The 18232-nt window shown below is 63.9% G+C and carries 22 protein-coding genes; 17 read left to right on the top strand and 5 right to left on the bottom strand.

Annotated elements, in window-relative coordinates:
* Nucleotides 1-19: 19 nt before the first annotated feature.
* On the bottom strand, nucleotides 20-958 hold the full coding sequence (locus JQK88_RS30320) for a tyrosine recombinase XerC (RefSeq protein ID WP_203280376.1): 939 nt from the start codon (nucleotides 956-958) through the stop codon (nucleotides 20-22).
* A gap of 96 nt (nucleotides 959-1054) precedes the next feature.
* Between JQK88_RS30320 and rimM the strand changes: the two genes are divergently transcribed.
* Both rimM and trmD read left to right on the top strand, forming a co-directional pair.
* Nucleotides 1055-1654: a ribosome maturation factor RimM gene (rimM, locus tag JQK88_RS30315; RefSeq protein ID WP_192251284.1), complete on the top strand. Its 600-nt coding sequence runs from the start codon at nucleotides 1055-1057 to the stop codon at nucleotides 1652-1654.
* Complete coding sequence (trmD, locus tag JQK88_RS30310) at nucleotides 1651-2349, top strand: tRNA (guanosine(37)-N1)-methyltransferase TrmD (RefSeq protein WP_192251285.1); 699 nt, start codon at nucleotides 1651-1653, stop codon at nucleotides 2347-2349. Before rimM ends, trmD begins: the two co-directional genes overlap by 4 nt.
* Here trmD and JQK88_RS30305 read toward each other — a convergent pair.
* A complete protein-coding gene (locus JQK88_RS30305) occupies nucleotides 2331-3083 on the bottom strand; it encodes a sulfite exporter TauE/SafE family protein (protein WP_192251380.1) in 753 nt (250 codons plus the stop codon). The two genes, trmD and JQK88_RS30305, sit on opposite strands and share 19 nt — an antisense overlap.
* Nucleotides 3084-3421: 338 nt before the next feature.
* Between JQK88_RS30305 and rplS the strand changes: the two genes are divergently transcribed.
* The 9 genes from rplS to JQK88_RS30260 all read left to right on the top strand — a co-directional run bounded on the left by rplS (nucleotide 3422) and on the right by JQK88_RS30260 (nucleotide 11400).
* Nucleotides 3422-3973: a 50S ribosomal protein L19 gene (gene rplS / locus JQK88_RS30300; RefSeq protein WP_142867183.1), complete on the top strand. Its 552-nt coding sequence runs from the start codon at nucleotides 3422-3424 to the stop codon at nucleotides 3971-3973.
* Between the two features lie 156 nt (nucleotides 3974-4129).
* Nucleotides 4130-4558, top strand: a complete 429-nt coding sequence (locus JQK88_RS30295; RefSeq protein ID WP_192251287.1) for an organic hydroperoxide resistance protein — start codon at nucleotides 4130-4132, stop codon at nucleotides 4556-4558.
* Nucleotides 4555-5052, top strand: a complete 498-nt coding sequence (locus tag JQK88_RS30290) for a MarR family winged helix-turn-helix transcriptional regulator (protein WP_192251290.1) — start codon at nucleotides 4555-4557, stop codon at nucleotides 5050-5052. Before JQK88_RS30295 ends, JQK88_RS30290 begins: the two co-directional genes overlap by 4 nt.
* 237 nt (nucleotides 5053-5289) lie before the next feature.
* Nucleotides 5290-6090 carry a transporter substrate-binding domain-containing protein gene (locus JQK88_RS30285; RefSeq protein WP_192251293.1) on the top strand — a complete coding sequence of 267 codons (801 nt, stop codon included), beginning with the start codon at nucleotides 5290-5292 and terminating at the stop codon, nucleotides 6088-6090.
* Nucleotides 6091-6350: 260 nt separating this feature from the next.
* Nucleotides 6351-7160 (top strand): amino acid ABC transporter permease, encoded by an 810-nt coding sequence (locus JQK88_RS30280; RefSeq protein ID WP_192251297.1) that lies wholly within the window; start codon nucleotides 6351-6353, stop codon nucleotides 7158-7160.
* Nucleotides 7161-7218: 58 nt separating this feature from the next.
* Nucleotides 7219-7854: a class I SAM-dependent DNA methyltransferase gene (locus JQK88_RS30275; RefSeq protein WP_192251300.1), complete on the top strand. Its 636-nt coding sequence runs from the start codon at nucleotides 7219-7221 to the stop codon at nucleotides 7852-7854.
* A 130-nt stretch (nucleotides 7855-7984) separates the two neighbouring features.
* Entirely contained in the window at nucleotides 7985-8356 is a 372-nt protein-coding gene (locus JQK88_RS30270; RefSeq protein WP_192251303.1) for a VOC family protein, read from the top strand.
* A 276-nt stretch (nucleotides 8357-8632) separates the two neighbouring features.
* Nucleotides 8633-10042, top strand: coding sequence for a 3-isopropylmalate dehydratase large subunit (gene leuC / locus JQK88_RS30265; protein ID WP_192251306.1), 1410 nt, complete (start codon nucleotides 8633-8635; stop codon nucleotides 10040-10042).
* 161 nt (nucleotides 10043-10203) lie between these two features.
* Nucleotides 10204-11400 (top strand): GGDEF domain-containing protein, encoded by a 1197-nt coding sequence (locus JQK88_RS30260; protein WP_192251309.1) that lies wholly within the window; start codon nucleotides 10204-10206, stop codon nucleotides 11398-11400.
* A 70-nt stretch (nucleotides 11401-11470) separates the two neighbouring features.
* Here the strand turns inward: JQK88_RS30260 and JQK88_RS30255 are convergent, their stop codons facing one another.
* Nucleotides 11471-11842, bottom strand: a complete 372-nt coding sequence (locus JQK88_RS30255) for a hypothetical protein (protein ID WP_192251312.1) — start codon at nucleotides 11840-11842, stop codon at nucleotides 11471-11473.
* A gap of 242 nt (nucleotides 11843-12084) precedes the next feature.
* Between JQK88_RS30255 and JQK88_RS30250 the strand changes: the two genes are divergently transcribed.
* From JQK88_RS30250 to JQK88_RS30225, 6 genes are all read left to right on the top strand, one after another.
* A complete protein-coding gene (locus tag JQK88_RS30250) occupies nucleotides 12085-12489 on the top strand; it encodes a hypothetical protein (RefSeq protein ID WP_192251315.1) in 405 nt (134 codons plus the stop codon).
* Between the two features lie 80 nt (nucleotides 12490-12569).
* Entirely contained in the window at nucleotides 12570-13529 is a 960-nt protein-coding gene (locus JQK88_RS30245; protein ID WP_192251318.1) for a CPBP family intramembrane glutamic endopeptidase, read from the top strand.
* 310 nt (nucleotides 13530-13839) lie between these two features.
* A complete protein-coding gene (ffh, locus tag JQK88_RS30240; protein WP_192251321.1) occupies nucleotides 13840-15447 on the top strand; it encodes a signal recognition particle protein in 1608 nt (535 codons plus the stop codon).
* A gap of 7 nt (nucleotides 15448-15454) precedes the next feature.
* Nucleotides 15455-15781 carry a chorismate mutase gene (locus tag JQK88_RS30235; protein WP_112560129.1) on the top strand — a complete coding sequence of 109 codons (327 nt, stop codon included), beginning with the start codon at nucleotides 15455-15457 and terminating at the stop codon, nucleotides 15779-15781.
* 105 nt (nucleotides 15782-15886) lie between these two features.
* The gene (gene rpsP, locus JQK88_RS30230) at nucleotides 15887-16288 is read left to right on the top strand and encodes a 30S ribosomal protein S16 (RefSeq protein ID WP_112560130.1); all 402 of its coding nucleotides are present in this window, start codon (nucleotides 15887-15889) and stop codon (nucleotides 16286-16288) included.
* A gap of 97 nt (nucleotides 16289-16385) precedes the next feature.
* Nucleotides 16386-17231 (top strand): acyl-CoA thioester hydrolase/BAAT C-terminal domain-containing protein, encoded by an 846-nt coding sequence (locus tag JQK88_RS30225; RefSeq protein WP_203280375.1) that lies wholly within the window; start codon nucleotides 16386-16388, stop codon nucleotides 17229-17231.
* Nucleotides 17232-17286: 55 nt separating this feature from the next.
* Here the strand turns inward: JQK88_RS30225 and JQK88_RS30220 are convergent, their stop codons facing one another.
* Together JQK88_RS30220 and JQK88_RS30215 are read right to left on the bottom strand one after the other, a co-directional pair.
* On the bottom strand, nucleotides 17287-17550 hold the full coding sequence (locus JQK88_RS30220) for a YMGG-like glycine zipper-containing protein (protein WP_192251323.1): 264 nt from the start codon (nucleotides 17548-17550) through the stop codon (nucleotides 17287-17289).
* A 153-nt stretch (nucleotides 17551-17703) separates the two neighbouring features.
* Nucleotides 17704-18231 (bottom strand): SRPBCC family protein, encoded by a 528-nt coding sequence (locus tag JQK88_RS30215; RefSeq protein WP_203280374.1) that lies wholly within the window; start codon nucleotides 18229-18231, stop codon nucleotides 17704-17706.
* Nucleotide 18232 lies beyond the last annotated feature (1 nt).

Here is an 18232-nt window from a genome sequence, read left to right as displayed (position 1 = left end):
CGGCACAAATTTGAAGAGTTCACGCCCTTGGGTGGGCGGACTCATAGATTTCGAGCAGTCTTGCGGTGTCGACGCCGGTATAGACCTGCGTCGTCGACAGGCTGGCATGGCCGAGAAGCTCCTGGATGGTGCGCAAGTCACCGCCGCGGCCAAGCAGATGGGTGGCGAACGAGTGGCGCAGCGCGTGCGGGGTGGCGGTATCCGGCAGGTTGAGCGCCGAGCGCAGTTTGGCCATGTCGCGTTGGACGATGGCCGGATTGAGCGGTCCGCCGCGAGCGCCACGAAACAAAAGGCCCTTGGGGTCGAGATGGTAAGGGCACAGTTTGCGGTATTCGGCGATGGCGCGCAGCGCCACCGGCAGCACCGGCACCAGCCGCGTCTTGCCGCCCTTGCCGGTGACGCGCAGCACGGTGTCGGCTTCCGAGGCCAGGTCGGCGGCACTGAGGCCAAGCGCTTCGGAAATGCGCAGGCCCGAACCGTAGAGCAGCGTCAGCACGGCGGCGTTGCGGGCGGCAATCCAGGGCTCCTCCGCCAATTGGCCTTCCACCGAGACGACATGTTTGGCGTCGCTGGCGGTGAGTGGCTTGGGCAGTGATTTTGGCTGGCGCGGGGCGCGCAGCGCTGCTGCTCCCGCTGCGTTGGCGAGGCCACGCCGCTCGAGGAAACGCAGCAGCGAACGGATGCCGGCAAGACCCCGGCCGAGCGTACGGGCGCCGGCGCCGGCGTTGCGCCGCGCGGCAAGAAAGCCGCGCAGATCGGCCGGACGCAAAGTGGCGATGTCGGAAATGCCGGGCGAGCCGCCGCAATGTCCCGTCAGGAAATGCAGGAACTGGCGCGTATCCCGCTCGTAGGCTTCGACCGTCGCCGGCGACAGCCGGCGTTCGCGCGCCAGCATCTTCAGCCAGCTCTCGCGCGCTGCCTGGAGGTCGGGTTTTGCCGGGATGAGAAATTCCTGCATGCGGCCATTGTCAGGCAGCCGGGTTAGGAAGCGGTGAAGAAGCTGTCATTGAAATGGCCACGGGAGGGCGTTAGAGCAGGGCAAAGGACATCAGCCATGAGCAAGCCCCAGAACCCCGTCCAGATGGCCGTGATCGGCGCCGCCCACGGCATCAAGGGCGAACTCAGGGTCAAAACCTTCACCGGCGAGCCGCTGGCGCTGGCCGATTATGGGCCGCTCTATGCCAAGGACGGCCGCGCCTTCCAGATCATCGACATTCGGCCCGCCAACACCGTCGTCGTGGTGCGCTTCAAGGGCATTGCCGACCGCAATGCCGCCGAGGCGCTGGCTGGCACGGAGCTGTTCGTCGACCGCTCGATGCTGCCGGACGATGGCGAGCAGGACGAGTTCTACCACGCCGATCTCGTCGGGCTCGAGGTCCGCGACGATAAGGACGCGGTCATCGGCAAGGTGGTCGCCGTGCACAATTTCGGCGGCGGCGACATTCTCGACGTCACACTCGGCGGGCGCAAAGGCGTGCTGATCCCGTTCACCCAGGCCGCCGTGCCGCAGGTGGCGGTTGCCGAGGGGTTTGTCCGCGTCGATCCGGCCGCCGCCGGTCTGATCGACGACGAGGATGGCGAGACGCCGCGTGAAGACAATTTCGACGCGAAGGGCCGGCCGCGCGGGCCCAAGGACGCCGGAGGCAACCGGTGACGTTCAAGGCATCGGTGCTGACGCTCTATCCCGAGATGTTTCCGGGTCCGCTCGGCCTGTCGCTGGCCGGGCGGGCGCTGGAGGCAGGTACTTGGTCACTGGAAGCGGTCCAGATCCGCGACTTTGCTGAGGACCGCCACCACAGGGTGGACGACACACCGGCCGGGGGCGGCGCCGGTATGGTGATGCGCGCCGATGTGCTGGCCAAGGCGATCGACCACACGGCGCCAGAGGGCGATCCGCGGCCAAAACTGCTGATGAGCCCGCGCGGCAAACCGCTGACGCAGGCGCGCGTGCGCGAGCTTGCGGCCGGGCCGGGCGCCGTCATCGTCTGCGGCCGCTTCGAAGGCGTCGACCAGCGGCTGATCGAGGCGCGAAGCCTGGAGGAGGTCTCCATCGGCGACTTCATCCTCTCCGGCGGCGAGCCGGCCGCACTTGTGCTGCTCGACGCCGTGGTGCGGCTGTTGCCCGGTGTGATGGGCAATGCGGTGTCAGGCGAAGAGGAAAGCTTTGAGAACGGCCTGCTCGAACATCCGCACTACACGCGGCCACAGGAATTCGAGGGCAGGCCGATCCCCGACGTGCTGACGTCAGGCAATCACAAGAAGATCGCCGCCTGGCGCCGCGCGGAGTCCGAGAAGCTGACCAGGGATCGGCGACCGGATTTGCTCGCCGCTCAGCCCTTGGCAAAATAATAAAACGCCAGAAACAGGCCGACGGCGATGACGAAGCCGCGTACTGCGTTTTGCGGCACGCGCTTGGCGATCCACACGCCGGCATAGCCGCCGAGCGCGCCGCCGGGGATCATGACGATCGCTTGCGGCCAGGCGACGACGCCGCCGGAGACGAAGACGATGATCGCTACCGCCGCGATAACCACGGCCAGCATGTTCTTCAGCGCATTCAGCCGGTGGTAGTCGCCGGCCTGTGTCAGGCCGAGCGTCGCCAGCATCATCACGCCCATGCCGGCGCCGAAGAAGCCGCCATAGACCGCGGTGAGGAACTGCGCCAGCGACCCGGCGAGCGAGCCGACCGCGGCCTCGTGTCCCGGCTTTGGCGCCGGCTTCAGCCACGGTCCGGCTGCGAACAGCGCGGTGGCGGCCAAAAGCAGCCACGGCACCATGACGCGGAAGGACGGGTTGGACAGCGCCAGAAGGATGAAGGCGCCGGCCAGCGCGCCGGCGGCCGAAATCAGGCAGAGCAGCAGCGCGCCGCGCCAGAAATGCTCGATGTCGGTCCAGTAGGCGAGCGTCGAGGTGATGTAGCCCGGAAACTGGGTCACCGAGGAGGTGGCGTTGGCGACGATCGGCGGTACGCCGACCAGCGACATGGCGCCGAAGGTGATGAACGTGCCGCCGCCGGCGACCGCGTTGCATGCGCCCGACAGAAAGCCTGCCGCAAACAGCAGGGCCGCGTCGAGAACGGACATATCGAAAATCGTCATGAGAGTGGCGCCGGACAAGTATGCGTCGTCCCGCTTAGGAAGCTTGGAGGGCAGGCGCAACCCTGTACTGGACGATTGCGTGGTGGCATGCGACCAAAAAAGACAGGGCCAAGGCGTGACAAGTGAGTGAAATAGCTGTATGTGCCCGCCCGTACTGGCGAGAAATCTCCCAGACCCGTCAACAATGACGGTGTAGTCGCCCCTGCCCGATGTCCAGAAGACAGATGTCTCGGAGACAAAGGGCATAGCCGAGCGGTCAATGGAACTGCAAGGCGAGTGTCGGACGCTCTGACTGTCGGAAGAACAAGAAGTGGACTATTGAGATGGATATCATCCGTCAGCTCGAGGCCGAACAGGCCGCCAAGATCGAAGCCAAGCGCAAGCTTCCCGAATTCCAGCCCGGCGACACCGTGCGCGTCCAGGTCCGCGTGACCGAAGGCACCCGCACCCGTGTCCAGGCCTATGAGGGCGTCGTCATCGCCCGCTCCGGCGCCGGCTTCCAGGAAAACTTCACCGTCCGCAAGATCTCCTACGGCGAAGGCGTCGAGCGCGTTTTCCCGGTCTTCTCGCCGATGGTCGAGGGCGTCGAGATCGTGCGCCGCGGCAAGGTGCGCCGCGCCAAGCTCTATTATCTGCGCGACCGTCGCGGCAAGTCCGCCCGTATTTCGGAAAACACCGGCGTGCGCGCCCGCAAGCTCAACGATGAGGAGCGCGATGCGCTGAACGCCGAGAAGGCCCGCATCGAAGCCGAGAAGGTCGCCGCCGCCCAGGCGCTGGCAGCCGAGACGGCCGCCAAGGAAGCCGCCGAGAAGAAGGCCGCCGACGAGGCTGAAGCGGCAGCCAAGGCCGCTGCGGAAGCCACCCCGGCCGAATAAGGTCTCGACCAAGGATTTTGGAAAGGCGGCTTCGGCCGCCTTTTTTCATTTCACCAGACTGTGAACGATTGTCGGCCGAGAAATTGGGGCTCGGCTGTTGACCGCACATTATCTTGTGTACTAAATAATCGTACGCAAATTAATTGGAGAACTGAAATGGCACTCTACACCACACAGGCTCGCGTCACCGGCGGCCGCGCCGGCCATGGCGAAACCAGCGACGGCCTGCTCAAGGTCGACCTAGCTTTGCCGAGGGAACTCGGTGGACAGGGTGGCGCCACCAATCCAGAGCAGCTGTTCGCGGTCGGCTATGCCGCCTGCTTCGAAAGCGCCATCCGCTTTGTCGCGCGCAAGCAAAAGCTGTCGCTGACCGATGCGTCGGTGACCTCGACCGTCAGCCTGCTTCCCAACGGCGAAGGCTTCAAGCTCGGTGTCGCGCTCGCCGCCGAGACGAAGGGCCTTGATCAGGCGGCGGCGGAAGCGCTTGTATCGGAAGCGCACAAGATCTGCCCCTATTCAAACGCGATCAAGGGCAATGTCGAGGTGGCGCTTTCGACAGTGGCGCTTCCGGCAAAGGCAGCATGACGACGAAGACCGAAACCAGAGCCACAGAAGTCCCGGCGGATACCGCCGGGACGATCGCTGTTCCGCGCCTGGACCAGCAGCTCTGCTTCGCGCTCTATTCCGCGAGCGGGCTGATGACCAAACTCTACCGACCCCTGCTCGACCCGCTCGGCCTCACCTATCCGCAATATCTGGCGATGCTGGCGCTGTGGCAGCATGCGCCGAGCACGGTCGGCGAGCTCGGCGAGGCGCTGGGGCTGGATTCGGCGACGCTGACGCCGCTGCTCAAGCGGCTTGAGGTGGGTGGCCTGGTCACCCGCCGACGCGACCCAGCCGACGAGCGCCGCGTGCTGGTCGAACCGACCGCAAAGGGCCAGGCGCTGCGCGCACGCATCAAGGATGTATCCGCCGGCCTTGCCTGCGCCATGCCGCTGGAAGTCGAGGAGCTGAGGTCGCTGCACCGGACCTTGACCGGGTTTGTCGCAAAATTGCGTGACGCAGCGTCAGCATCCTGACCCGTCGTTTGACGGTTTCCCTTGTGCTCGAAAGCGGCCCAGTTAGCCATAGCGGGTCACGGAAGAAATGCCGACCGCGAAGCGTTCTAAAACCGCGCCGGTTGAAGGCATTGGAATCCACTTTCACCGGACGCTGAGCACTGGACCGGCTTGCAAGCCGTCTACGGACGGCTAAAGTCGCGCCTGGATTTTCATGTGAGCCCGGCTGCAAGCGGGCTTCTCATCCTGGAGTGTATCATGACCAAATCGAAACTGCTGCTGGCCGGCCTGCTGGCCTGTTTCCTCGCGCCCGTTGCTGCATGGGCGGCCGATGCGCTGCCCGACCTCGGCGGCAAGAAGGTGGTGGTGGTGACGGAAAACGCCTATCCGCCGCTGCAGTTCATCGACCCCAAGACCGGCAAGCAGATCGGCTGGGAATATGACGCGATGGACGAGATCGCCAAGCGGCTGAACTTCAAGGTCGAGTACCAGAACACCTCCTGGGATGCGATGATCCAGGCGGTTTCCGACAACCAGTACAACATCGGCATGACCGGCATCACCATCAAGGACGACCGCAAGGAGAAGGTCGATTTCTCCGACCCCTATATGCGTTCGGAACAGTTCATGCTGGTGCGCGGCGACGAAAGCCGCTTCACCGACGCCAAGACCTTCGCCGACTTCAAAGACGGGCTGATCGGCGCACAGGCCGGCACCACGCCGTTCTACACCGCCGTCTACAGCGTGCTCGACGGCAATGAGCAGAACCCGCGCATCAAGCAGTTCGAGACTTTTGGAGCCTCGGTGCAGGCGCTGAAGTCCGGTGATGTCGATGTCGTGCTGACCGACGGCACTGCGGGGAAGGGCTATGTCGACGCCTCCGGCGGCAAGCTCAAGCTGATCGGCGGCCCGCTCGGCACCGAGGATTTCGGCTTCATTTTTCCGAAGGGTTCGGTTCTGGTGAAGCCGGTCAATGCGGCGATCGCGGCGCTCAAGGCGGATGGGACGATCGAGGCGCTCAACAAGAAGTGGTTTCTTGATTACAAGATGGGGCAGTAGGCCGTCTTGGCGTTAGGGCCGGTAAAGCTGCCAATCTCCCCCCTTGCGGGGGAGATGCCCGGCAGGGCAGAGGGGGGTGTGCAGGATCACCTCCCTTTTATTTTGAGCTTCTCCAAAGAGAACCTGGCCAAGGGCCGTGGCTCTGATCGGTTGACAGGCTGGAGGGACAGCACCCCCCTCTGTCCTGCCGGACATCTCCCCCGCAAGGGGGGAGATCAGTGGCTTTTGCGAAGGCAGCTATTTGCCGGCGTTGGGCATTGATGCCCCCCGCCTCCACCCAAAAATCCGACTTCCCCTGGTGGCTTGCCGCTGCGTTCGTTCTCGCTGCCGTCGCCGCCATCTTCATCGCCGCCAGCGATCTCTACGCCCAGGTCTTCGCCACCGTCGCCAAGGGCATCGGCATCACCGTCTTTGTTACCGTGGTCGCCTTTGCGCTGGCGTCGGCCATCGGCCTCGGCATTGCGCTGATGGGGTTGTCTGGGTCGCGCTGGCTCAGGCAAATCGCCCGCTTCTATGTCGAGATCATCCGTGGCGTGCCGATCCTGGTGCTGTTGTTCTGGATAGCTTTTGCCGGTGCGCCCGCCTTCGTCGCCGCCTGGAATGCGCTGACCGCGCCGCTGCAGAATGCCGGCCTGATGGGCGAGCTTTTGGTGCGCGACGTCTCGCTGTTGTGGCGGGCCATCATGGCGCTGACCATCGGCTATTCCGCCTTCATCTCCGAGGTCTTTCGCGCCGGCATCCAGTCGGTGGAGAAAGGCCAGATCGAGGCGGCCAAGGCGCTGGGTCTGTCACGCACGCAACGTTTCCGGCTGATCGTATTCCCGCAGGCGATCCGCACCATATTGCCGCCGCTCGGCAATGACTTCGTCGCCATGGTCAAGGATTCTTCGCTCGTCTCGGTGCTCGGCGTCGCCGACATCACCCAGATGGGCAAGATCTACGCCGCCGGCTCGTTCCGCTTCTTCGAGACCTATTCGATCGTCGCCTATATCTATCTCATCCTGACCGTTGGCCTGTCGCTGGCGCTGAGGGCACTGGAGCAGCGACTGCGGCGGGCGCAGGAGGAATAGAAGTCGGGCGCGGACACGGCTACGATCAAGACCAGATCGTGCCGGGAGGATGCAAGCGATGAATGTCGATAAGGCCAATGCCGCGCTGGAGTCCGTCTACACGGCCGACACGCCGGAGGGGCTGGCCAAGGCCTATGCCGACTGGGCCGCGACCTATGACAGCGAGACTGCTTCGCTCGGCTATTTGCTGCCCTTCCTGATCACCGCCTGGGTGGCGCGCCATGTGCCGGCAGGCGAGGGCCCGCTGCTCGACGCCGGCTGCGGCACCGGCCTGTCCGGCCCGTCGCTCAAGGCGCTGGGCTATACCGACATTGCCGGGCTCGACCTCTCCGGCGACATGCTGAAGATCGCCGGCAGCCGCAATGCCTATGGCGACCTGAAACAAGCCATGCTCGGCGGGCCGCTGCCCTGGCCCGACGGGCACTTTCGCGCCTTCTTCTCGACCGGCGTGTTCACCATCAGCCATGCGCCGGCGTCCGGCCTGCACGAACTTGTCCGCATCACCAGGAAGCGTGGCCACGCCATCTTCACCGTGCGCGATCAGGTGTTCGAAAGCGGCGGTTTCCAGGCCGTGTTCGATGAGCTGGAGCAGGCGAAGAAATGGAGGCCGGTCGAGCAAAGCCCATGGTTCCGCTGCTATGCGATCGCCGAGCCGGATGCGCTGGTAAAGACTTTTGTGTTCGAAATCCTGTAGCGGAGTGAAGCCTGGTCTTCGGCATCCAGCGCTCGGAACTATGTGCAAGCAAGCGCGTTCCGGGGCTGCGCCCGGCCTCATTGCGAAAGCGGTGCGGGCCACTCATTGCGCACAAAAGGAGAAGGGTCGAATGGCGTCCGTCCGTTATATCGTTGCCGACATAGACAAGGCGGTAGAGTTTTACCGGGACAATCTCGAATTCAAGGTCGAAATGCACAATCCCGGCAAGTTCGCATCGCTGCTTCGCGATGACCTTACCCTGTATCTCAGCGCTCCAGGTGCAGGAAGCGGTGGTCAGGCCGGAGGTGATCCGGAGCCAGGCGGGTGGAACAGGTTCATGGTCGTAACCAAGAAGCTGGATGCCCTGATCAACCGGTTGCGCGCGGCCGAGGTGACGTTCCGCGGGGACATCAGCGATGGCGGTGCGGGCCGCGCTATTCTGCTTGAAGATCCATCGGGCAACGTCATTGAGCTGTTCGAATTCAAGAAGGACAGACAGTGATCTCCCCATTTCGTGGGGCGAGGAACCCAGGTTCTGCGAAGACACGCCGCAATTGCCGAAAAGCCAAAACATTGGTATGAGCCACGCCATGGAAGAGCTTTTTGGCGATCCGGCCTACAAGGGTTTCGTGCTGCAGGACAGAAAACGCCTGCCGTCGCGCTTTTCTGCGCGCGTTTCGGGCGCGCTCACCAGCCGACTTAGCTAGGCCGCTTTCGCCGGGCCGAAGGCCTCCGGCGCGTCTGCCCTTCCCTATTTCAAATCGACGGATTTACGCACATGAGCGCACCGCGCACCCTCTACGACAAGATATTCGACGACCATGTCGTCGACCGCCAGGACGACGGCACCTGCCTGCTCTATATCGACCGCCACCTCGTCCATGAGGTGACCAGCCCGCAGGCCTTCGAAGGCTTGCGCATGAGCGGCCGCAAGGTTCGGCATCCGGAAAAGACGCTGGCCGTGGTCGACCACAATGTCTCGACCTCGCCCGAGCGCAAGTTCGGCATCAAGAACGAGGAAAGCCGCATCCAGGTCGAGGCCTTGGCCAAGAACGCCAAGGATTTCGGCGTCGAGTATTATTCCGAAAACGATATCCGCCAGGGCATCGTCCACATCATCGGACCGGAGCAGGGCTTTACGCTGCCGGGCATGACCATCGTCTGCGGCGACAGCCACACCTCCACGCATGGCGCCTTCGGCGCGCTGGCGCATGGCATCGGCACGTCAGAGGTCGAGCATGTGCTGGCAACGCAGACGCTGATCCAGCGCAAGGCCAAGAACATGCTGGTGCGTGTAGACGGCCAGTTGCCGGAAGGCGTCACCGCCAAGGACATCATCCTTGCCATCATCGGCGAGATCGGCACCGCCGGCGGCACCGGCTATGTCATCGAATATGCCGGCGAGGCGATCCGCGCGCTGTCGATGGAAGGCCGCATGACGATCTGCAACATGTCGATCGAGGGCGGCGCGCGCGCCGGCCTGATCGCGGCCGACGAAACCACCTTTGCCTATGTCAAGGACAAGCCGCGTGCCCCGAAAGGCGCTGCCTGGGATGCCGCCCTCGAATACTGGAAGACGCTGCAGTCCGACGAGGGTGCGCATTTCGACAAGGTGATCGTGCTCGACGCAGCCAAACTGCCGCCGATCGTTTCCTGGGGCTCGTCGCCCGAGGACGTGGTTTCGGTGCAGGGTGTCGTTCCCGATCCGGAAGAGATCACGGACGAGAACAAGCGCAGCTCAAAGATCCGCGCGCTCGACTATATGGGGCTGACGCCTGGAACCAAGATCACCGACATCACGCTCGACCGCGTCTTCATCGGCTCCTGCACCAATGGCCGCATCGAGGATTTGCGCGCCGTGGCCAAGGTGGTCGAAGGCAAGACCGTGAGTGCGCATGTCGACGCGATGATCGTGCCGGGCTCCGGCCTGGTCAAGGAACAGGCGGAGGCCGAAGGTCTCGACAAGATCTTCATCGCCGCCGGTTTCGACTGGCGCGAGCCGGGCTGCTCGATGTGCCTCGCCATGAACGACGACCGGCTGAAGCCGCATGAGCGCTGCGCCTCGACATCGAACCGCAACTTCGAAGGACGGCAGGGCTTCAAGGGCCGCACCCATCTGGTGTCGCCCGCGATGGCGGCAGCGGCGGCGATCGCCGGGCATTTCGTCGACATCCGCGACTGGAAATAGTTTCCGGCGCGCAGCTCATAATCCATATCAGGCCCCGGACCGCATCGCGGTTCCGGGGCCTTTTTCATCCGCTCTGCCCGCATATTCGCTCTGGCTTAACCGCTTGTTGGGGCTTGCGCTCTATGGTCTTCCCTGACGTCACGCGGGGAAGTCACCGTCCTTTGGACACCGGTCTGTTCATAGCGCTGCTCAATCCGACGATCGCGCTGGCGCTCGGCGCGGCGTTTCTCGTGCTATGGTTCTACCAGCGCCACCGGCCCTATCTGGCGGTGCTCGGCGTAAGCTATTGCGTATCCGCGCCCGGCTTCCTGCTGCAGTATTTTACCTTGCCCGTCGGCATGGTGCTGACCAAGCTCGCCTCCAACCTCTGCTTCACCTTCGCCGCGTGCTGCCTCGTCGGCGCGATCATCGCGCGCTACGGCAGGCGCGTGCCCTACGTCGCGATCGGCATTCTGGCGGGTGGCGGGCTGGCTGCGTTTTGCTGGTTCTTGTTCGTGGAGCCGGACCTCACTTGGCGCATCCTGTCCATCAATTTCGGTTTTGGCGGACTTAGTCTGCTGGTCGCCGCCGAGCTGCGCGCCGTGCGCGACAATGGCCCGACCGAAAAGATCCTGTTCGTGCTGTCGCTGCTGTCGGGGTTGAACTTCATCGGCCGGACGCTGTTCGTCGTCATCTCGCACGGGCCCTTCACCAGCTATGACGGGTTTTATGGCTCGTCCTACTGGACGACGGCACTGCTGACGCACGCGCTGCTGTCGTTGCTGATCGCGCTCAGCCTGTTCTCGGCCGCAGCACTCGACGTGATGAAGGCGCTGAAAACCGAGACGCATACCGACCCGCTGTCCGGCCTGCTCAATCGCAGGGGGTTTGAGGAGCGCGCCTTGCTGGTGCTGCAACACTGCGCCGCCGCCAAGGTGCCGGTCGCACTGGTGCTGGCCGACCTCGATCACTTCAAGGCGCTCAACGACAGGTACGGACACGCCGCGGGCGACCAGGTGATCGCCGACTTCGCGGCCAAGCTTCGTGCCGCCGCCGGCGCGCGCGCCGTTGCCGGGCGCATCGGTGGCGAGGAGTTCGCCGTGCTTTTGTCGCTGAGCGACCTTGCCACGGCGCGGCTGTTTGCCGAGGCCGTACGCACGCACTATTCGGCCGGCAGCGTCGACGGGTTGCCGCCGGGCACAAGAGTGACCGCGAGCTTCGGCGTCGCGGCGCGCACCGGCGACGAAGGGCTGGAGCCGCTGATGCGGCGTGCCGACGAGGCGCTCTACAAGGCCAAGAAGAACGGCCGCGACAGCGTGCGGCTGTCCTATGAGCGGGCCGAAACGGTGTTCATCCCGGATACAGGCAGCGCCAGCTAGAACGCCTCGCCGTTTCACGGGCTAACCATCGTACGACAGCCGGCCACAAAGGCCGACCATACCGATTGGTCTAGCGGCAAGGGCTGAGGTTGGGCATCTCGCCGTCGGAGAGGCCGTACATATAGGAGCGGCCCTTCACGAACACCGGCGGCTGATAGCAGCCACGTCCGGAGATGTGATCTGCCTCATCTTCATAAAGGACTTCCGGTTCTGCTTCCGGCTGGCCGGCGCCGGTGTAGTCGGACAATTTCTTGGCCAGTCTGCCCTCGCCGACGATGATGCGCTTGTAGCCGGCGGCGCTGTCGATGACGAGATTGCCGAAGGAATCGGCATAGACGCGGTCATGATGGCGCGACCAGGCCATTGCCGGAGCGGCGAAGCCGAGACTGGCTGTCGCCAGCACAAGCGCCGCAAGGCGTGCTCTTCCTGAATTCGAAAGCATGGTGTCCTCTCTGCTCTGGACCCGTTCGAATCGGAAATTAACCTTTTATTAACCTTTGTTAAGAGGGCAGGTGCATCCAACGGCGATCTCTCGTCAAACATGGTTAATATCCGACGGGTTGGAAAACCCGCCGGCCATCTTTCGGCCATGCTTGACCGCACCATCGACCGGAAATTGGAACGCCCGGTGAGCTTGATCCTGGCGCAGCATCGCGGCTAGTTTGCCGCGCGGAGGACAATCATATGGCGTTACGCCGGGCCTATCGGATAACGCTCGCGCTTGTTGCCTTGCTGAGCACAGCTGCCTGCGTGCCGCAAAACAACGCGCCGAAGGCCGCAAGCGCTGCCGCTCCCGCCGTCTCGATGGCCCCCGGCGCACCTGTGACCGCTGCCCCCATCGCTGTCGAAACGGCCGTGCCGCAACCGCGCACCGCGACCTACAATTGCGCCGGTGGCGGCAGGATCACCATCGAGAATCTCGGCACATCGCTGCACGTGCTCAGTCCCGACGGCACTGCCGAGGATCTGCCGGCCTCCCCCGCCAACCAGAACAGCCGGTATGGCGCGGCCCATGACGCAATCGTGATCGACGGACGCGAGGCGCTGGTGATGAAGGGTGGGAAGACGCCGGTGACCTGCAAACGCTGACCCCGGATGCGGGAGCAATTGCGCGCAAGACGCCGATCCCCTAGATCATGCGACCCGATGCGTTCGGCAGAGGAATTCGCGTGATATCAGATCCAACCGCCTTCGAGCGCTATCGCAACACGGCTACCGAAAAGACCAACCTGCCGCGCCTGATAATCGGAACGGCCATCGTCGTCCTGTTCTGGGTGGCGATCACTTTGGTGGTGGTGCTTGGCGGCACCTATCTCGCTATCATCTGGCATGTATTGCCGGGCGATCCGCGCGGGCCGCTACAGGGCTTTCTGGCCTCGCCCATCGGGATACTCACCGCGCTCACCTCGTTTGCCGGTATCTGGCTCGGCCTGTGGCTCGCCATGCGTTTCGTCCATGGCGAGCCGCTGACCGCGCTTCTTGGCCCGAGCCGTCGCGTCTCCTGGCCCGGCTTCGTCAAGGGCCTGATCGCGGTGCTGATCACCTCGGCGCTCTCCGAAGTCCTGCTCTATTGCCTGCAGCCCGAAATCGCGCGCGGCGCGATCAGCCTCTCGACCTGGCTGCTGTTCCTGATCCCGATCGTGGCGCTGGCGCTGCTGCAGACTTCGTCCGAGGAGATGCTGTTTCGCGGCTATCTGATGCGCGGCCTGGCCAGGCGCTTCGAGAGCCCGTACGTCTGGGCACTGCTGCCCGCCTTGCTGTTCACCTCCTTGCATTGGAGCCCGGATTCGAGCCTCGCCATCAACGCCTGCGTGCTGGCCTCGATCGCCGCCTTCGCCCTGCTGTTGACGCTGGTGGTCTATGTCACCGGCAATCTCGGCGCCGCCTTCGGCGCCCATCTAGGCAACAATCTCACCGGTTTCCTGCTGATCTCGCACCAGCAGAGCTACAATTCCTTCGCCCTGTTCAACGCCAAGCCGCTGGAAGGCCCCGACTGGACGACGACGGATGCGGTCATCATCGCCGCGATCGGCATCATCTGCACCTTGCTGACGATCCTGCTGCTCCTGCACCCGCGCTCGCCGCTGAAGGTCACGACAGACCTTCGGGATACAGCCAGGGTGAACTGAGCCAGGATCGGCGCAGAGACCCGGTAAGCCGCCCAAGTCTTGACTCTTTCGCCGATTTCCTGTCTACACGCCCCGAATTCCGCGACGAGTATCCCTCCGAGCAAGCCGACCAGGACGCCAAAACCTCTTTGAGGTGGGTGCTGTAAACAGATCCTGGAGGCCAACACCCGGCAGCGCTGAGCGCCCCCGGGTGCTTTTTGGCTTTGCGCTTGCCCGGGCTTTTGTTTGGACAAGCTCTTTTGTTTGGACACTTGGCGCGAACGCATTACCTCTCGGGCACCATCCGGGTGCCTGAGAAAAAGGAAACAGAATGTTTGAATCACTTCAGGAGCGCCTTGGCTCCATCCTGAACGGCCTGACCGGCCGCGGCGCACTGTCGGAGGCTGATGTCTCGGCAGCGCTGCGCGAGGTGCGCCGTGCGCTGCTCGAGGCGGACGTGGCGCTGGAAGTGGTGCGCTCCTTCACAGACAAGGTGCGCGAGAAGGCTGTCGGCGCCGCGGTCGTCAAGTCGATCAAGCCCGGACAGATGGTCGTCAAGATCGTCCATGACGAGCTGGTCGACATGCTGGGCGCCGAAGGCGTCGCCATCGACCTCAATGCGCCGGCCCCCGTCGTCATCATGATGGTCGGCCTGCAGGGCTCCGGCAAGACGACCACCTCGGCCAAGATCGCCAAGCGGCTGACCGAGCGCCAGAACAAGAAGGTCCTGATGGCCTCGCTCGACACGCGGCGTCCCGCCGCGCAAGAGCAGCTCCGTCAGCTCGGCGAGCAGGTCAAGGTCGCGACGCTGCCTGTCATATCCGGCCAGAACCCGGTCGACATAGCCAAACGCGCCGTGCAGGCGGCCAAGCTCGGCGGCCACGACGTCGTCATCCTCGACACCGCCGGCCGTACCCACATTGACGAGCCGCTGATGGTCGAGATGGCCGACATCAAAAAGGTGTCGAGCCCGCACGAGATCCTGCTGGTAGCAGATTCGCTGACCGGCCAGGACGCCGTCAACCTGGCCAAGAGCTTCGACGAGCGCGTCGGCATAACCGGCCTAGTGCTGACCCGCATGGATGGCGACGGCCGTGGCGGTGCCGCCCTTTCGATGCGCGCCGTCACCGGCAAGCCGATCAAGCTGATCGGCACCGGCGAAAAGATGGACGGGCTGGAGGAATTCCACCCCAAGCGCATCGCCGACCGCATCCTCGGCATGGGCGACATCGTTTCGCTGGTCGAAAAGGCTGCTGAAAACATCGACGCCGAGCAGGCGGCGGCGATGGCCAAGAAGATGCAGTCGGGCAAGTTCGATCTGAACGACCTTGCCGGCCAGCTTCAGCAAATGTCGAAAATGGGCGGCATGGGCGGCATCATGGGCATGATGCCCGGCATGGGCAAGATGAAGGACCAGATGGCCGCCGCCGGCCTCGACGACAAGATGTTCGGCCGCCAACTCGCCATCATCTCGTCGATGACCAAGGCCGAGCGCGCCAATCCCGATATTTTGAAACACTCGCGCAAGAAGCGCATTGCCGCCGGTTCTGGCACCGACGCCGCCGAAATCAACAAGCTCTTGAAGATGCATCGCGGTATGGCCGACATGATGAAGGCGATGGGCGGCAAGGGCAAAGGCGGCGGCCTGATGCGCGGCATGATGGGCGGCTTGGCCTCCAAGATGGGCCTCGGCGGCATGATGCCTGGTGGCCCCGGGGGTATGATGGGTGGCGGCATGCCGGACCTCTCCAAGATGGACCCCAAGCAGCTCGAAGCCTTGCAGAAGCAGGCGCAGGCCGCCGGCCTTGGCGGCATGAAGGGCCTGCCCAGTGGTCTTCCCGGCGGCGGTGGCCTGCCCGGCCTGCCCGGCGGCATGAAACTTCCGGGGCTTCCCGGCCTTGGCGGCGGCGGACTGCCCGGGCTTGGGAAGAAGAAGTGAGGACGCTATGAACGAAGAAAAGGACATGGCCGACGCCCGCATTATCTTGGCCGGCTATCGCGCTTCGATCGACAACATCGATGCCGCCCTCATCCACATGCTGGCCGAGCGCTTCCGCTGCACCAAGGCGGTCGGCGTTCTGAAGGCCGAGCATGGCCTGCCGCCGGCCGACCCGGCGCGTGAGCAGCAGCAGATCACCCGCCTTCGCCAACTGGCGAAGGATGCCCATCTCGACCCCGATTTCGCGGAAAAATTCCTCAACTTCGTCGTCCGCGAAGTGATCCGCCATCATGAGCAGATCGCCGCGTCCAACGGCGCAAGTAAAGCCGGCTAAGTAAGTGCATGTCGCCCAAAAGTGCGCAGCGGTTTTGGGATAACGACCTGCACAAGACAACAGCCACACCCTATCAATGAAATCAGAGCTTTTAGGAGAAATGAAATGGCACTGAAGATCAGACTGGCCCGTGCGGGCTCGAAGAAGCGTCCTTACTACCACGTTGTCATCGCCGACGCCCGTTCGCCGCGCGACGGCCGGTTCATCGAGTCGATCGGCTCGTGGAACCCGCTGCTGCCGAAGGACGGCGAGCGCGTCAAGGTCGACGCCGACCGCGTCAAGCATTGGCTGTCGCACGGCGCCCAGCCGACCGACCGCGTCCTGCGCTTCCTCGACGAGGCCGGCCTGCTCAAGCGCGAAGCCCGCTCCAACCCGAAGAAGGCCGAGCCGGGCAAGAAGGCGCAGGAACGCGCCGCTCTGCTGAAGAAGGCACAGGAAGACGCAGCAGCAGCCGTTGCCGCCGCTGCCGCGGCCCCGGCCGAGGCGGAAGCCGCCACCGCCGAATAAGCATTCGCTTCATCGCATCGACAAAACGGCGGGCCTGTGCCCGCCGTTTTGCTATTGTCCCGCAATGCTATGATGGGCATTCGGGCAGATAGGTCAGATGGACGAACGGGCCGTTGCCGAAGAAGTCCTGTCCGGCGATGTTGCCGGCAGACTGCTCCGATGCGCCGGCGCCACGACAGGTGTCGTGGTGTTGAGCGGATCGAGCGGCCGTGTCGACGTCGCGCGCGCCCGGCTGTTTGCCAATGAGGGTGCATTCGCGCTCGCGCTCCAATGGTTTGGCGGCGACGGCCAAATCCCGGGAATATGCGAGATCCCCCTCGAAACCTTTTTCGCCGCAACCGATTATCTTGTCGGGCTGGGCTGCCGGCGCATCGTCTATATCGGGACATCCAAAGGCGCCGAAGCCTCCCTGCTTGCGGCGGTTCACGATCCACGCATCGAGGCCGTGGTTGCGATCAGCCCGACATCGGTCGTTTGGGGCAATATCGGGCCGGGCCGCGACGGCATCAGCTGGCCGGAACGATCGTCATGGACGCTCAAGGGGATTCCTTTGCCGTTTGTCCCGAGCATTCCCGATTGGAGCGCTGAGCATGTCGACGGTCTGGTGTCCTACCGGGGGCTTTTCCAGCGTGCCTTGCAGACCTTCAGCGATGAGGCGGCCAAGGCTGCCATTCCCGTCGAGGCCATTTCAGCGGAGATCGTGCTGGTTGCGGGCGGCGACGACGCGCTGTGGCCGTCCCTGGATTTTGCCGACCGGATCGTTCGGCGTCGCCAGGACGCCGGAAAGGTCACCCGCCTCGTTTCGGCGCCCGACGCCGGCCACCGGATTCTGCTGCCGGGTGAGAACACGCCACGCTCGAGATTGCACGCGCATGGCGGCAACGATGATGCCGATGCCCGGCTGGGCCGGGAGGCTTGGAGATATATCCGGGAACTGTTGTAGCACCACGCGAAAACGGCGGGCCTGTGCCCGCCGTTTTGCTTGGATCAGCGTCCGCTCAATAGCCTTGTGGGCAACGGGCGATGTAGGTGCGCCCATAACGGTCGCGATAACGGCACTGGCCGCTCTCGGTGGCATGGCCGATCAGCGCGCCGGCCACGGCGCCGACGGCACCACCGACAACGGCGCCCTCAACCGGATCATTTGCCACGGCTGCGCCAACCGCCGCGCCACCGAGGCCGCCGACCGCGGCACCCTTTTCGGTTTGCGAGCACGCGCCGAGCGCGGTCGCCAGCGCCAGAATGATAATCGCTTTTTTCATTGTCGTTCCTCTCTCACGCGGATCGCCGTCCTCGCCGCCATGATTTAAACTCCCAAACGGCTAATTTGATCCCGAAGAGGTGGGGAGATCGCGGTATCTGCGCCGGTCATATTCGTATTGATCGCCGCAGAGCCGATTGAAATTCCTGAGGTTTTACTTCTCAGCTGCCTTTTTCAAACTGGCGAGCCCGGCCTCGAAATCCTTGCCGACCAGCCTGTCGAAATTCATGAACACGCCCATGAGCCTGGCGATGAAGGGGTAGCGGCCATGCATGGCCCAGGTGACGGACGTTTCGTTGCCGGCCGGCTTCAGGGTGAAGTCGACGGTGTTGTTGGCCTTGAACGGTTTTTCGAAGTCGAGCTTCAGCGCCACCAGCGACGACGGCACCGAGTTGGTGATTCCCATGCGGCCGATGCCGGCTTTGCTGTTGCCTTCCCAGGCATAGGCGGCGCCCCTGCCGGCATCAGTGCCGGACAGCGTACGCTTCATGTCCGGGTCGAGCTTTTCGTAGGGCGACCAGACGGTCCAGCACCTGAAATCGTTGATCAACGGAAAGATAGCCTCGGGTGGCGCCTTGATGCTGGTCGAGCGGCTGACGGTGAAACCGGCCGGCCGTGTCGCGGCATAGATCAGCAACGCGGCGATCAATACGACCAGGACGATAAGGATGGTGGTGAGCATC

This window comes from Mesorhizobium caraganae, from assembly GCF_016836705.1.
In the GTDB taxonomy this organism is placed as follows: domain Bacteria; phylum Pseudomonadota; class Alphaproteobacteria; order Rhizobiales; family Rhizobiaceae; genus Mesorhizobium; species Mesorhizobium caraganae.
Note: the sequence above shows the minus strand (reverse complement) of the source record. Positions and strands in the feature narration are given on the sequence as shown.

Coding starts and splice junctions, on each gene's coding strand:
- JQK88_RS30320 (WP_203280376.1), bottom strand. CDS start 958: ATGCAGGAATTTCTCATCCCGGCAAAACCCGACCTCCAGGCAGCGCGC.
- rimM (WP_192251284.1), top strand. CDS start 1,055: ATGAGCAAGCCCCAGAACCCCGTCCAGATGGCCGTGATCGGCGCCGCC.
- JQK88_RS30305 (WP_192251380.1), bottom strand. CDS start 3,083: ATGTCCGTTCTCGACGCGGCCCTGCTGTTTGCGGCAGGCTTTCTGTCG.
- rplS (WP_142867183.1), top strand. CDS start 3,422: ATGGATATCATCCGTCAGCTCGAGGCCGAACAGGCCGCCAAGATCGAA.
- JQK88_RS30295 (WP_192251287.1), top strand. CDS start 4,130: ATGGCACTCTACACCACACAGGCTCGCGTCACCGGCGGCCGCGCCGGC.
- JQK88_RS30290 (WP_192251290.1), top strand. CDS start 4,555: ATGACGACGAAGACCGAAACCAGAGCCACAGAAGTCCCGGCGGATACC.
- JQK88_RS30285 (WP_192251293.1), top strand. CDS start 5,290: ATGACCAAATCGAAACTGCTGCTGGCCGGCCTGCTGGCCTGTTTCCTC.
- JQK88_RS30280 (WP_192251297.1), top strand. CDS start 6,351: ATGCCCCCCGCCTCCACCCAAAAATCCGACTTCCCCTGGTGGCTTGCC.
- JQK88_RS30275 (WP_192251300.1), top strand. CDS start 7,219: ATGAATGTCGATAAGGCCAATGCCGCGCTGGAGTCCGTCTACACGGCC.
- JQK88_RS30270 (WP_192251303.1), top strand. CDS start 7,985: ATGGCGTCCGTCCGTTATATCGTTGCCGACATAGACAAGGCGGTAGAG.
- leuC (WP_192251306.1), top strand. CDS start 8,633: ATGAGCGCACCGCGCACCCTCTACGACAAGATATTCGACGACCATGTC.
- JQK88_RS30255 (WP_192251312.1), bottom strand. CDS start 11,842: ATGCTTTCGAATTCAGGAAGAGCACGCCTTGCGGCGCTTGTGCTGGCG.
- JQK88_RS30250 (WP_192251315.1), top strand. CDS start 12,085: ATGGCGTTACGCCGGGCCTATCGGATAACGCTCGCGCTTGTTGCCTTG.
- ffh (WP_192251321.1), top strand. CDS start 13,840: ATGTTTGAATCACTTCAGGAGCGCCTTGGCTCCATCCTGAACGGCCTG.
- JQK88_RS30235 (WP_112560129.1), top strand. CDS start 15,455: ATGAACGAAGAAAAGGACATGGCCGACGCCCGCATTATCTTGGCCGGC.
- rpsP (WP_112560130.1), top strand. CDS start 15,887: ATGGCACTGAAGATCAGACTGGCCCGTGCGGGCTCGAAGAAGCGTCCT.
- JQK88_RS30225 (WP_203280375.1), top strand. CDS start 16,386: ATGGACGAACGGGCCGTTGCCGAAGAAGTCCTGTCCGGCGATGTTGCC.
- JQK88_RS30220 (WP_192251323.1), bottom strand. CDS start 17,550: ATGAAAAAAGCGATTATCATTCTGGCGCTGGCGACCGCGCTCGGCGCG.
- JQK88_RS30215 (WP_203280374.1), bottom strand. CDS start 18,231: ATGCTCACCACCATCCTTATCGTCCTGGTCGTATTGATCGCCGCGTTG.